At 49.6% G+C, this 13,814-nt stretch carries 10 protein-coding genes; 8 read left to right on the forward strand and 2 right to left on the reverse strand.

What is annotated here, in order from left to right; translation table 11 throughout:
* Positions 1 to 194 precede the first annotated feature (194 nt).
* From rny to DW931_RS06035, 7 genes are all read left to right on the forward strand, one after another.
* Positions 195 to 1,742, forward strand: a complete 1,548-nt coding sequence (rny, locus tag DW931_RS06000; RefSeq protein ID WP_107000340.1) for a ribonuclease Y — start codon at positions 195 to 197, stop codon at positions 1,740 to 1,742.
* A 483-nt stretch (positions 1,743 to 2,225) separates the two neighbouring features.
* A complete protein-coding gene (gene proC / locus DW931_RS06010; RefSeq protein WP_347472256.1) occupies positions 2,226 to 3,137 on the forward strand; it encodes a pyrroline-5-carboxylate reductase in 912 nt (303 codons plus the stop codon).
* A gap of 55 nt (positions 3,138 to 3,192) precedes the next feature.
* Entirely contained in the window at positions 3,193 to 3,765 is a 573-nt protein-coding gene (locus DW931_RS06015) for an NUDIX hydrolase (RefSeq protein WP_022359672.1), read from the forward strand.
* Positions 3,766 to 3,930: 165 nt separating this feature from the next.
* Positions 3,931 to 4,539: a hypothetical protein gene (locus tag DW931_RS06020; RefSeq protein WP_118482368.1), complete on the forward strand. Its 609-nt coding sequence runs from the start codon at positions 3,931 to 3,933 to the stop codon at positions 4,537 to 4,539.
* Between the two features lie 364 nt (positions 4,540 to 4,903).
* Positions 4,904 to 5,749, forward strand: coding sequence for a site-specific tyrosine recombinase/integron integrase (gene xerA / locus DW931_RS06025; RefSeq protein ID WP_118468091.1), 846 nt, complete (start codon positions 4,904 to 4,906; stop codon positions 5,747 to 5,749).
* Positions 5,750 to 5,884: 135 nt separating this feature from the next.
* The gene (gene larA / locus DW931_RS06030; protein WP_117796360.1) at positions 5,885 to 7,210 is read left to right on the forward strand and encodes a nickel-dependent lactate racemase; all 1,326 of its coding nucleotides are present in this window, start codon (positions 5,885 to 5,887) and stop codon (positions 7,208 to 7,210) included.
* Entirely contained in the window at positions 7,210 to 7,623 is a 414-nt protein-coding gene (locus tag DW931_RS06035) for a hypothetical protein (RefSeq protein ID WP_233430181.1), read from the forward strand. The genes larA and DW931_RS06035 overlap by 1 nt, the downstream gene beginning before the upstream one ends.
* Before the next feature lie 40 nt (positions 7,624 to 7,663).
* On the opposite strand, the gene DW931_RS06040 is transcribed toward DW931_RS06035, so the two are convergent.
* Positions 7,664 to 8,149, reverse strand: a complete 486-nt coding sequence (locus DW931_RS06040) for a hypothetical protein (RefSeq protein ID WP_107000334.1) — start codon at positions 8,147 to 8,149, stop codon at positions 7,664 to 7,666.
* A 150-nt stretch (positions 8,150 to 8,299) separates the two neighbouring features.
* Positions 8,300 to 12,556: a 2-hydroxyacyl-CoA dehydratase gene (locus tag DW931_RS06045; protein ID WP_117796361.1), complete on the reverse strand. Its 4,257-nt coding sequence runs from the start codon at positions 12,554 to 12,556 to the stop codon at positions 8,300 to 8,302.
* 352 nt (positions 12,557 to 12,908) lie between these two features.
* On the opposite strand from DW931_RS06045, the gene DW931_RS06050 reads away from it, so the two are divergent.
* Positions 12,909 to 13,751: a hypothetical protein gene (locus DW931_RS06050; RefSeq protein ID WP_117796362.1), complete on the forward strand. Its 843-nt coding sequence runs from the start codon at positions 12,909 to 12,911 to the stop codon at positions 13,749 to 13,751.
* Positions 13,752 to 13,814 lie beyond the last annotated feature (63 nt).

Consider the following 13,814-nt stretch of genomic DNA (forward strand, 5'->3'; position numbering starts at 1 on the left):
AGATGATTTTGAATGGATTTTGTTTCATGACTGTGAACGTGCAAATGTATTATGAAACAGAACAGAACGCTGTCTGAAGGTGTCCCAGGAAGCTGGTTAGGAAGCGCTTATTCTGCTTGACATACTGTATAAAACCGTTTAAAATTATAGTATTGTATTTTCGTACAATGAAAACTAAATAAGGAGGTGCTCCTGTGTCACAAGTAATAATTGCGGTTATCGTTACAGGTGTTATTGTAGCAGCTATTACTTGGGTCGTTGCGAACCAGCATCGCCAGAAGACATATGAGGCGAAGATTGGAAGCGCAGAAGAACGATCCAGGGAAATAATAGATGAAGCATTGAAAATTGCTGAGACAAAGAAGCGAGAAGCTCTCCTTGAAGCGAAGGAAGAGTCGTTAAAGACAAAGAATGAGCTTGAGAAAGAAACAAAGGAAAGAAGAGCTGAGCTTCAGCGCTATGAAAGACGTGTACTGAGCAAAGAAGAAAACCTGGACAAAAAAGCAGAAGCGATGGAAAAGCGTGAAGCGGGTATGAATGTCAAGGAGGAGGCACTCAAGAGAAAGACTGCGGAGGCAGAGGCTCTCTATGAGAAAGGTATGCTGGAACTGGAGAAGATCTCCGGTTTAACCTCTGAACAGGCAAAGGAATATCTGCTGCGTTCCGTGGAAGAAGATGTAAAGCATGATACGGCGAAGCTGATCAAAGATCTCGAGGCGAAAGCGAAAGAGGAAGCAGAGAAGAAAGCCAAGGATTATGTGGTGACAGCGATTCAGCGCTGTGCTGCGGATCATGTGGCTGAGACAACCGTATCAGTCGTACAGCTTCCGAATGATGAGATGAAGGGACGAATTATCGGACGTGAGGGAAGAAATATTCGTACACTGGAGACTCTGACGGGCGTGGAACTGATCATCGACGATACGCCGGAGGCAGTTGTCCTGTCTGGCTTCGATCCAATCCGGAGAGAGGTAGCGCGTATTGCACTGGAACGTCTGATTGTGGATGGACGGATTCATCCAGCCAGAATCGAAGAGATGGTAGAGAAGGCACAGAAAGAAGTGGAAAACATGATGCGCGAGGAGGGCGAAGCGGCTCTTCTGGAAGTTGGCATTCATGGTATCCATCCGGAACTTGTCAAACTGCTTGGTAAGATGAAATTCCGGACAAGTTACGGTCAGAATGCATTGAAGCATTCGATTGAGGTTGCACAGTTAGCCGGACTTCTGGCGGCTGAGGTGGGCGTCGATGTACGGACCGCCAAACGTGCAGGTTTATTACATGATATTGGAAAGGCAGTCGATCACGAGCAGGAGGGAACCCACGTAGAACTGGGTGTGGCGCTCTGTAAGAAGTACAAAGAGTCCGCAACCGTTATCAATGCAGTGGAAGCCCATCACGGCGATGTAGAGCCACAGAGCTTGATTGCATGTCTGGTACAGGCAGCTGATACGATTTCAGCGGCACGTCCAGGTGCGAGACGAGAGACTCTGGAAACATATACCAACCGTCTGAAACAGCTGGAGGATATCACGAACTCCTATAAGGGTGTTGATAAATCCTACGCAATTCAGGCAGGTCGTGAGGTGCGTATCATGGTTGTACCGGAACAGGTCAGCGACGATGATATGGTTCTGATGGCGAGAGAGATTTCAAAGCGGATTCAGGAAGAGTTACAGTATCCGGGACAGATCAAGGTCAATGTAATCCGTGAATCGAGAGTTACCGAGTACGCCAAATAAAACCCGGCAGCAGGGCTGCATGGAGTAAACTTGAGCATGAAAATAAAAGTCTTATGGATGAAGATACATTACATTCATAAGACTTTTTTGTTTCATGGGGAATTGCGTCCTATGAAACAAAAAAACGCTCCGCGAGGATGCGCACTCGCGCGAAGAAGAAACATGTCGCAAGCGACCGCGCGAGACGCCCGAATGTGCCAAGGCACATTCTTTACATCTTTTTTGAGAGAGAAAGAAAAACAGAAAAATACAGGTTTTTTTCATGAAGCGGAAAACGGAAACTCTGTTTTTCGGACAGACTGAAAATTTGCATGAGCAGGGTAAAATAAAGGGTCGTGAGCGTGAAGGCAGGCGGAGAAATTTTGCTTGCAAACTGTCCAAAAGACGAGTATTATAGCATGATAGAGTTGAAAAATAGTGATTATTTAGCAGCTTCATGCATTTATTGTGGCGTAATGGTAAGAAGATTGAACCGTTACCAAGATGCTGAATAGAAAGCCAGATGTGGCTGTTGGAAAGAGCAGCTGCAGTCAGACAACAAATGGAGGATCATCCGGCAGGGAAGTGCCGGATGGCAGATGGAGGGAGACAAAGATTATGGCGAAAATTGGTTTTATCGGAATGGGAAATATCGGCTATGCGATCATGCGAAGCCTGCTGAACAAATATAAAACGGAAGATATCACTTTTACGGATCTGAACCGCCGGAGAGTGGCACAGATAGAGAAAGAGACAGGTGTCAAGGCGGTTGACACAAACCAGGATTGTGCGGAAAATGCAAAATATATCGTATTAGCTATAAAACCGCAGTTTTATGACAATGTACTGGCAGATATCAAGGACCATGTAACGAAAGAAAATATTATTATTTCGATTGCACCGGGTATCACGATTGACAGTGTCAACGAGAAGCTGGGCGGTGACCGCCGTATCGTGCGTGCGATGCCGAACACGCCGGCGCTGATCGGCGAGGGTATGACAGGTGTCTGCTACGACAAGAAGCTGTTTGAAGAGACAGAAAAGCAGATGATCAGCAATTTCTTTGAATCTTTTGGTATGATGGAGATCGTTCCGGAATATATGATGAATGCGGTTGTATGTATCAGTTCCAGTGCACCGGCATACATCTATATGTTCATCGAGGCGCTGGCAGATGCGGGCGTTAAGTACGGCATGCCGCGAGATGTGGCTTACCGGATGGCGGCGCAGGGCGTTGTCGGCAGTGCGAAGATGGTACTCGAGACCGGCAAGCATCCGGGCGCGCTCAAAGATGATGTCTGCTCGCCGGGCGGCACGACGATCTATGCGGTCAGCGTCCTGGAGGAGTATGGTTTGCGGAATGCGGTTATCAAGGCATGTGACGCATGCTATGAGAAGTGCATCGACCTGAAATAGTGAAAAAATGTTGAAAAAGAACCCAGAAGGAACCTGGATATAAGGGTGAGAAAATATGGAACAGAAAGTAGAAAAGCAGGCATCGCTGGAGTCCGTGCCGGTCAAACGCCTGAAACGAGAGTTAAAATATCAGGGAACCATCTTGAAAATGTACGAAGATACCGTCGAGGTAAACGGACATCAGGCAAAATGGGATTTTATCCATCATGACGGCGCGGCAGCGGTGCTTCCGGTTACGGAGGATGGAAAGATTCTCATGGTGCGTCAGTACCGCAATGCGCTGGACCGCTATACACTGGAGATTCCGGCTGGTAAGCTGGATTCGCCGGATGAGGCGAAGATTGACTGCGCGTACCGCGAGCTGGAGGAGGAGACGGGCTACCGTTGTGACCATCTGGAATATCTGATGAGCGTCAACACAACGATCGCGTTCTGTGATGAGGCGCTGGATATTTTTCTGGCACGCGATCTCAAGAAAACCCATCAGCATCTTGACCCGGACGAGGAGATTGAGGTAGAGGCGTGGGAACTTTCCGACCTTTTGAAACGGATCTACGCAGGAGAGCTGACGGATGGAAAGACTGTGTCCGCGATTCTGGCGTATGCCTGCAAAGCAGGACAGAAGTAAAAATAAGGATCAGCGAAGCACTGTGAGCATCTGTGATGAAATAAATATATGGATTAAACGTTGAAAGACGCATGAAGCTAACAGCATATAGAGGCAGATATAAAGGCATATTATAAAAAACACTGAATACAGATAAGGTAACAAAGGAATAGGCAGGGATTGCATGTGAAAAGGAGATTCCGGCTTCCGGCTTTAAGTACCTGGGATGTATCAGTGTTTTTTTGGATCCTTGGGATTGTATTGGGGACGATAGCAGCCGTTTGTTTTCAAATTTCGTCCGGGAGCGGACATGCCGGGCTGGAAAGTGTGCTGGCAGCGAGGCTTGGACAAGGAATTGGAGATCCATCGGGTGCCGGTTGGCATCTAAACGCCGGAATGAAGGCAGCCAGCCGGGGAACTTTGTTTTTTCAGGTCTGGCTGCAGCGGTCAGGGATGGCGCTGATGCTGTGGCTGGCAGGTATGACGCCGGTCGCATGTCTGGCTGCGTGGGGGGCTTGTCTCGTCTTAGGTCTGGAGCAGGCATGGCTGCTGTCAGGATTTACTGGCTGGGGCGGTTTTTGGGGACTGCCTGTATTTGTGGCAACGTTATTTCCACAGGTGGTGTTTTATATTCCTGTGTTCTGGCTGCTTCTTTCCTGGGCGCTTGCAAAGGAGAGGCGGATACGGACGGCTGGATTTTTAATCCTTTTATTGGTGCTGGGGATGGGAACTGCGCTGGAAGTGTGGCTGAATCCTGGTTTTGTATCATTACTGGTCTCACACTGCCCATTTTAATGGGGCTGTCCGAATAAAAATATAATTCAAAATTTACAACATATGGGGGTGAAAAAAGTGGACGCACCATATGTTGTATTTTTATGTAAATCAGTCGAAAAATGTAGGAAAAGTGGGGAAAATTATGTTTGATTTTATGGGAAAATGTAGATATAATGATACCTGCGGACGATAAAAGCCCCGCTTGTGGAGAAGAAGGTAAGTTGCAGATAGGGTGAGAAAACCTCAGGAGAATGGATGGTTCAGATGGAGAAATCGATAGGATTGCCGCGGAACGATATTTGCCCTGCAGGCTGGGGCTTTGGCAGAAAATGCCGTGAATAAAAGAATGGCGGAAATGGTTACGAGAATAGATTGGGGAAGTATGAGAGGGGAAGTAGACAGATTTGAACAGTACCTGCGGGAGGTAAAACAGGCATCAGAAAATACCGTACAGTCATATCGGAGAGATCTGATGCAGATGATTACTTATCTGGAGGAGAAAGAGATCCGGGAGGCAGCGAAGGTGACAAAGACCAGCCTGCATGGATATATTCTTCATATGGAAGAGCAGGGAAAGGCGGCTACCACCATTTCACGGATGATGGCGGCGATGAAAGCGTTTTTTAATTATGAATGTATGCAGGCATGCATCCGGCGGAACCCGGCGGAAAGTCTGCATGCGCCGAAAGTGGAGAAAAAGGCGCCGGTGGTCCTGAGTGTCGATCAGGTATCAGCGCTTCTGGCACAGCCATCCGGGCAGACACCGAAGGAGATTCGGGACAAGGCGATGCTGGCTCTTTTATATGCGACCGGAATCCGGGTGTCAGAGCTTATAGGGATCCAGATGGAAGATATCAATATGAACATTGGATTTCTGGTCTGTCGCGACGGGGAGAGGGAGCGGACGATCCCATTTGGACGTTCGGCGAAAGCAGCGCTGGAGGAGTATTTGGAACATGCGAGAAACGAGCTGCTGCGTGGAAAGGGATCGGACTATTTCTTTGTCAACTGTACGGGCGGCGCGATGAGCCGGCAGGGATTCTGGAAGATTATCAAATATTACGGCGAGAAAGCCGGGATTGAGGAAGATATCACGCCGCACACGCTGCGCCATTCCTTTGCGGCGCACCTGATTGCGAGAGGTGCAGACATGCGGGCGGTTCAGACGATTCTTGGACATTCGGATATGGCGACGACGCAGATGTATGCGGCGTACCGGGAAGATTGAAAAATATCATATAAATTATAAAAATAAAACACCTGTTTTGTGAAAGACTTGACAAAACAGGTGCTTTACTATATACTTTAGTGGTTTAAAGCGTAACTGTTTAACGCAGATGAGGAAATGTGAAGGAGAAAGACAATGGAGCAAGTACATTTAAAGTACGGAACGTCGGCGGTCGATTTTGAGATTGACGGTGCGAAGAGTGTAAAATACCTGTATGAAAATAAGATGCGGGTCATTGAAGATATAAAAGCAGAATTTCTGCATTGTGTGACGGATGGTGTGATTGGCACGAAGCCGTTAAAGGAATTGATTGCACCGACCGATCCGGTTACGATCGTGATCAGTGATATGACGCGTTTCTGGATGCGTCAGGACGTGATCTGCGAGCTTCTGGTAAAATATCTGCACGATGAGATAGGCGTGGGATATGACCAGATTGCGGTTGTGGTTGCACTGGGAACACACCGCAAGAATACGGCGGAGGATCGCAGAAAACTTGCAAGCGAGTTTGTCTACGACCATGTAGCGAGCGTGACTGACCATGACTGCGATGCGCCGGATCTGGTATACATCGGTACGACGTCCTTTGGAACGCGTGTATCGGTCAATCCGCTGGCAGTCGGCAGAAAGGTCATCTGCATCGGCGGTACGGTGCACCATCTGATGGCAGGCTACGGCGGCGGAAGAAAGAGCATCGTTCCAGGTATTGCTTCCCGTGAGACGATCCGCATGAACCATGAGCGTGCGCTGGATCCGGAGAAACCGATGACGGATGTGCGTGTCGGCAGCGGTCTGGTGGAGAACAACCCGATCAACCTGGATATGCGCGAGGCAGGTGCCATGGTACATGTTACATTCGGTATCAATATCGTGGTAGATACATCTTCCCGCCACAGCGGTTTATTCTGTGGTGAGTTTGACAAGGCATGGCAGGCAAGCTGCAGTTATGTACAGAAGGGATACGGACTGCCGATTGACTATCAGGCAGATGTCGTAATTGCAAGCTGCGGCGGTTTCCCGAAGGATCTGAATTTTTATCAGTCCACCAAGACGCTGTTTAACGCATCGAGAGCGGTCAAAGAGGGCGGTACACTCATTATGCTGGCGGAATGCCCGGAGGGAAGCGGTTCCAAGGATTTCTTCGACTGGATTAAGCCTCTCTCTAAGGGATGCTTGGATGAGGCACTGCGTGCGTCTTTCACTATCGGCGGCTATATTTTCTACGCAGCCTGCGAGTCCATCCGTCGTTCGAAGACGCTGCTTCTGTCTTCCATGGAGCCGGAGCTGGTTCGGGATATGGGCGTAAGATCGTTTAAAGATATGAAGGCTCTGCTGGCAGAGGTAGACTTTAACGGAAAAGATGTATATGTAATTCCGTACGGCGGAAGCGTGCTCCCACAGACAAAGGAAGCCTACGAGCGTATTTGCCGCGAGGCAGAGGAAAATGGAGGCGCGAAGTAATGAATATTCCGCTGCTAATTGTTATTTTATATGTGCTTCTGCTATTTGGCATCAGTATCTATGTGTCTTACAGCCAGAAAAAGGATTCAGAGAACTTCCTTTTATATAAAGGAAAAAATAATGCGTTTGTCGTGGCAGCTAGTATCGCGGGTCTGGCGATCGGCGGCGCTTCGACGATCGGTATCGCGGAGAACGCTTTTACCGTGGGGCTGTCGGCAGGCTGGTATGATACAGCATGGGCGATCGGCGCGGTTGTTTCTTCTATGCTGGCAGTCCGTTACCTGCGTAGAAGCCAGTACACGACCATCAGCGGTCTTGTAAGGGACCTCTATGGCACAAAGACGAAAATAGAAGAGCCAAAAATAGAAGAGTTTAAAGTAAAAAAGAACGTCAAACCCAAGCGAAAAACTTAGAATTTGACGTTCTTTTTGCATATTTATATTCGATTCGATGCTACTCAACCGTCCCGGCGTCTTTGATATAGGAAATGAAACTCTTCTTGATCGAGGTCACGATTTCTTTGCATTGTGTATATTCTTCGCTGTCGCTGGCATACTGCTCGTCGTAGTGCGGATCCAGAATGAAGATCTTGTTGCCGCAGAAGCCTAAGATGGTGCAGCCGTTTAAATCGCGGTAATGCGTGTCCTCAAATGCGAGAATGCGGAAGAGAAGTCCGCCTCCGTTGGCTTCATAGGCTGTTTTTTCATATACCTCGTAGGAATCCCCGCTCGGAACCATGATGAGTCTCGAAAATGCCTGGGATGGAAGTTTGAATGAAAAATCGTCGGTAATTACTTTGGAGCCGGTCAGCTCGATGGAGAGGTTGTCCGGGTCCTCCTGAGAAAAACTCACAACCTGTGCGGAATAATCAGCTGCATAAGACGGCGTCACGTAGAGAGCCGCAGCCAGAGCCGCGCAGAGGAATAATTTTGATTTCATCCTGAGATCTCCTTTTAGTCTGTCTTTTTGTTCCCCTATATAGAAGATAGGCTATGGAACCCACAGCCTATCTTAAACTCCATATAAATTTATTATAGCACAGACGTCTTTAAAAGTCAGCTGGAAATTTTATCCAAAATCAATCCAAAATCATCCAATTCTTGACTCCTTTTTCCTTTCTGGCAGGTTCTTCTGTGCGGTGGAAAGCATCAGTTTGATACGGTTCAGCTGATTGACTTCGCTGGCACCCGGATCGTAGTCTACGGCGATGATATTAGCCTCCGGATGGCTGGCGCGCAGTTCCTTGATGACGCCTTTTCCGACGATGTGGTTCGGCAGGCAGCCGAACGGCTGGGTGCAGATGATGTTCGTCGTGCCGCTGTGAATCAATTCCAGCATCTCACCAGTCAGGAACCATCCCTCGCCGGTCTGATTGCCGAGGGAAACGTAATGCTTCGCCATCGACGCCAGATCCTGAATCCGTGCAGGCGGAAGGAAATGTGTGCTGCGTTCCAGTTCGCGGCGGCAGGTGCGGCGGAAATACTCCAGCAGGGAGATTCCCATGTTGCACAGGTGTGCGGTGGAACGTTTGCCGCCCAGATTGTCGGCTTTGAAGTTGCTGTTGTAGAAGCAGTAAAGCAGGAAATCAAGCAGATCCGGCATTACAGCCTCGGCACCCTCGGCTTCCAGAAGCTCTACCACGTGGTTGTTTGCTAACGGGGAGAATTTTACCAGGATCTCGCCGACAATGCCAACCCTCGGTTTCTGGACATCGCGTCTCGGAAGTTCGTCGAAGTCATGGATAATACCTCGGATGTTGCGGTTAAACTCTGCCATGGATAAAGAGTGTTTCTGCAGCGATTTGATGCAGATTGCTTTCCATTTCTCATGCAGGGCATTGGCGGAACCGGCTTTTGCCTCGTATGGGCGGGTCGCATAGAGAACCCGCATGAAGAGGTCACCGTAGACAACCGCCTGCATTGCCTTGGTGAGAAGCGGCAGGGTAATCTTGAAGCCCGGATTCGTCTCCATGCCGTTGGCATTTAACGAGATAACCGGAATCTGCGGCATACCGGCGCGCTCTAAGGCACGGCGGATAAAGCCGATATAGTTGGAAGCACGGCAGCCGCCGCCGGTCTGGCTCATGATAACAGCTGTATGCTCTAAGTCGTATTTGCCGGAGAGCAGCGCATCCATGATCTGACCAACCACGATCAGGGACGGGTAGCAGGCGTCGTTGTTGACGTACTTAAGTCCTGTGTCGATAGCGGTACGGTCGGAGTTCTGCAGCACCTCCAGGTTGTAACCACAGCTTCGGACTGCCGGTTCGATGAGGTCGAAATGGATCGGCGACATCTGCGGGCAGAGGATTGTGTAGTTTTTCTTCATTTCCTTCGTGAAATAAACACGGCTGTATGCGCTGGAAACGATCGGTTTATGGTAGTGGCGCATCTCGCGCACACGAATTGCGGCGATCAGGGAGCGCACACGGATACGTGCGGCGCCGAGGTTGTTGACCTCGTCGATCTTGAGCAGCGTATAAATTTTGCCGGAACGGGTCAGAATATCATTGACCTGATCAGTAGTAACTGCGTCCAGACCGCATCCGAAGGAGTTGAGCTGGATCAGATCCAGGTTTGGCTGTGTCTTCACATAGGAAGCTGCCTCGTAGAGGCGGGAGTGGTACATCCACTGGTCGGTGACGATCAGCGGACGGTCAACGCGTCCTAAATGGGAGACGGAGTCCTCGGTCAGCACGGCAAAACCGTAGGAAGTGATGAGTTCCGGAATGCCATGGTTGATCTCCGGATCTACATGGTACGGTCTGCCTGCCAGCACGATGCCGTGGTGTCCGGTTTCTTTTAACCAGGCGATGACTTCCTCGCCCTTCTTTTCCATATCCTGACGGGAGGCGATGAGTTCCTGCCATGCCTTGTGAGCGGCGGCGCGGATCTCTTTCTCCGGGATCGACTGATCCCTGGTAAATTCTTCGACCAGACGTTTTGTCAGGATTTCCTCATTTGTAAATGCCATAAACGGATTCCGGAAATGTACCTTGTGATCCGTCAGGGATTCTACGTTGTTTTTGATGTTTTCCGCGTAGGATGTGACCATCGGGCAGTTGTAGTGATTTCCCGCTTCCGGGGTTTCGTTGCGCTCGTAAGGAACGCACGGATAGAAAATGTAGGTCAGTCCCTGGCGGATCAGCCATTCGATATGACCGTGCGCGAGTTTTGCCGGGTAGCACTCGGATTCGCTCGGGATTGATTCAATACCAAGTTCGTAGATCTGTCTTGTCGATTTCGGGGACAGAACGGTGCGGTACCCCAGTTCCCTGAAGAAGACTGCCCAGAACGGGTAGTTTTCATACATATTCAGGACACGTGGGATGCCGACGGTACCGCGCGGCGCCAGATCGGCGGTCAGCGGTTCATAATCGAACATACGGTGGTATTTATAGTCGAATAAGTTCGGAATGTCTTTTTTCTGTTTGTTGCCGCCCAGTCCGCGCTCACAGCGGTTTCCGGTCACGAACTGACGTCCGCCATCGAAACGGTTGATCGTCAGGACGCAGTGGTTTGTACAACCCTGGCAGCGTGCCATCGTCGTCTTGTAGGTCAGGCTTAAGATCTTGTCGATCGGCAGCATCGTGGTCGTCTTGGAAGCATCGTAGCGCTCACGGGCAATCAGAGCCGCGCCGTAGGCACCCATGATACCGGCAATGTCCGGGCGGACTGCCTCACAGCCGGAGATCTTCTCAAAACTGCGGAGAACCGCATCGTTATAGAAGGTACCGCCCTGTACGACCACGTGTTTTCCGAGATCGGAGGCGTTGGTAATCTTGATAACCTTAAACAGGGCGTTTTTGATGACGGAGTAAGCCAGTCCGGCAGAAATATCTGCGACGGAAGCGCCCTCTTTCTGCGCCTGTTTGACGTTAGAGTTCATGAAAACAGTACAGCGGGTACCGAGGTCGGTCGGATTTTTGGCAAAGAGTGCCTCCTTGGCAAAATCCTGTACGCTGTAATTTAAGGATTTAGCAAATGTCTCAATAAAGGAGCCGCAGCCGGACGAACAAGCTTCGTTGAGCTGTACGCTGTCTACGGTGCCGTCCTTGATCTTGATGCATTTCATATCTTGACCGCCGATATCAAGGATGCAGTCTACATCCGGCTCAAATGCCGCCGCTGCGTAGTAGTGGGAGATCGTCTCGACCTCGCCCTCATCCAGCATCAGGGCAGATTTTAAGAGCGCTTCACCGTAACCGGTGGAGCAGGAATAAGCGATCTGTGCTTTCTCAGGAAGCTGGTCGTGGATCTCCTGCATCGCGCGGATCGCCGTCGCCAGCGGGCTGCCGTTGTTGTTGCTGTAGAAGCGGTATAGAAGAGAGCCGTCCTCGCCGACAAGCGCCACCTTGGTTGTGGTGGAACCGGCGTCAATGCCGAGGTAGCAGTTGCCTTCGTAGGTCGCTAAATCACCTTTTTTGACGTCATGACTTGCATGGCGGGTTCTGAATTTTTCATAGTCAGCTTCATCAGTAAAGAGGGGTTCCATCCGCTTTACCTCGAAATCCATCTTGATGCCGTGGGAAAGCCGTTCGATCAGATCGTGCAGGCTGGCAGTTGTCTTCGGATCAGAGTTCATCGCCGCGCCGATCGCCGCAAACAGATGCGAGTGATCCGGGGCAATGATCTGGTCCGCCCCCAGATTCAGGGTGCGGATAAATGCCGCGCGCAGCTCCGAGAGGAAATGAAGCGGTCCACCGAGAAACGCAACATTGCCGCGGATCGGCTTGCCGCATGCCAGACCGCTGATGGTCTGGTTGACAACCGCCTGGAAAATGGAGGCGGACAGATCCTCTTTGGTTGCGCCTTCGTTGATGAGAGGCTGGATATCCGTCTTGGCGAAAACGCCGCAGCGCGCCGCGATCGGATAGATTGCCTTGTAATTTTTCGCGTACTCATTAAGACCGGATGCGTCCGTCTGAAGCAGCGAAGCCATCTGATCAATAAAAGAGCCGGTGCCTCCGGCGCAGATTCCGTTCATACGCTGGTCGATGCCGCCGGTAAAATAAATAATTTTCGCATCCTCGCCGCCAAGCTCGATGGCAACGTCGGTCTGCGGGGCATAATCCTTCAGGGATGTGGCAACCGCCACAACCTCTTGGACAAATGGAATGCCCAGATGCTTAGAAAGTGTTAAACCGCCAGAACCAGTGATGACCGGCTCAACGGTCAGTGCGCCAAGTTTCTCTTCACCCTCACGGAGCAGGTCCGCGAGCGTCTCCTGTATGTTTGCAAAATGACGTTTATAATCGGCGAAAAGAAGCTTACCGCCGTCTTCAATAATAGATACTTTAACCGTTGTGGAACCGATGTCGATTCCTAATTTTTTACAGGAATTCATGTACAATCGGGGCAGTGCCCCTTCCCTCCTTTGTATTACACATGTATTCGGCTATACTTTAACATAGAATAAGGAAGAAAACAATCGGTAGGGTGCGTTAAAAAGATGCTAAAAATGTGCAAAATTTGTTAATATCGCGCATAATGGGAGGAGGGTGTTCCTGTACAAGGAAAGGCATTTTCTGCGTGGAAAATACCGCTTTTTCTGAGTTGGAATGCAGCCGTTACCGATCGCAGGCAGGCACTTTTGGAACCGAATGTGCCGTAAGATAACGTGGTGGAAGCGAGAATATAATTTGACAAAGAATCCGCCGCTCTCTATAATGAAAGGAAAACGGCAAAGGATGTGAATTATGAATTTTTTTAGAAAATTAGAGCGCAAATTCGGTCGGTTTGCGATCCCGAATCTGATGTACTACATCATCATGATGTATGCGGCTGGATTTGTGATGAGCCTGTTTAATCCATATTTTTACGTGCAGTATCTGGCACTTGATGCGGCGGCGATCCTGCGGGGGCAGGTGTGGAGAATCGTGACCTTTCTCGTATGCCCGCCTCAGTCGGGCGTACTGTTTGCGCTGCTTGCGATGTATCTCTATTATTCGATTGGCTCGACGCTGGAGCGCGTGTGGGGAACCTTCCGATTTAATATGTTTTTCTTTATGGGCGTGCTGGGACACATCATCGCGGCATTTCTGGTGTACGGTGTGACCGGCTTTTCGGTGCCGATGTCCCCGTATTACTTAAATGAATCGCTGTTTCTGGCGTTTGCCTGCACTTTCCCGGAGATGCAGTTCCTTCTGATTTTTATTCCGATCCGGGCGAAATACCTCGGAATGATGTATGGAGCGCTTCTGGTCTACAGTTTCTTAACGGGTGGCATTATCGCGAAAATTGAGATTGTTGTTTCGATGCTCAATTTTATCATTTTCTTCCTGATGACGCGCAACTATCGGAAAGCCAGTCCGAAAGAGATGGTCCGTAAGCAGAAGTTTAAAAACGAGATGCAGAAGGCACAGATTCAGAAAATTTCGCTGACGCATCATAAATGTGCAGTCTGCGGACGCACCGAGAAGGATGATCCGAACCTGGAATTCCGCTATTGTTCGAAGTGTGCGGGAAATCTGGAATATTGCATGGATCATCTGTATACGCACAAACACGTGACGGAAGAAGAATTGAAAGATTCTAAATAGAACCAAGCGGTGGATTGTTTTTTTAGCAGGGGATTTAAATAGGTTGGATGAAGCATACAAAAG

Source organism: Clostridium sp. AM43-3BH, from assembly GCF_003479985.1.
Taxonomy (GTDB): domain Bacteria; phylum Bacillota; class Clostridia; order Lachnospirales; family Lachnospiraceae; genus Otoolea; species Otoolea fessa.

Coding starts and splice junctions, on each gene's coding strand:
- DW931_RS06040 (WP_107000334.1), bottom strand. CDS start 8,149: ATGAAATCAAAATTATTCCTCTGCGCGGCTCTGGCTGCGGCTCTCTAC.
- DW931_RS06035 (WP_233430181.1), top strand. CDS start 7,210: ATGAATATTCCGCTGCTAATTGTTATTTTATATGTGCTTCTGCTATTT.
- DW931_RS06050 (WP_117796362.1), top strand. CDS start 12,909: ATGAATTTTTTTAGAAAATTAGAGCGCAAATTCGGTCGGTTTGCGATC.
- xerA (WP_118468091.1), top strand. CDS start 4,904: ATGAGAGGGGAAGTAGACAGATTTGAACAGTACCTGCGGGAGGTAAAA.
- larA (WP_117796360.1), top strand. CDS start 5,885: ATGGAGCAAGTACATTTAAAGTACGGAACGTCGGCGGTCGATTTTGAG.
- DW931_RS06015 (WP_022359672.1), top strand. CDS start 3,193: ATGGAACAGAAAGTAGAAAAGCAGGCATCGCTGGAGTCCGTGCCGGTC.
- DW931_RS06045 (WP_117796361.1), bottom strand. CDS start 12,556: ATGAATTCCTGTAAAAAATTAGGAATCGACATCGGTTCCACAACGGTT.
- proC (WP_347472256.1), top strand. CDS start 2,226: ATGCTGAATAGAAAGCCAGATGTGGCTGTTGGAAAGAGCAGCTGCAGT.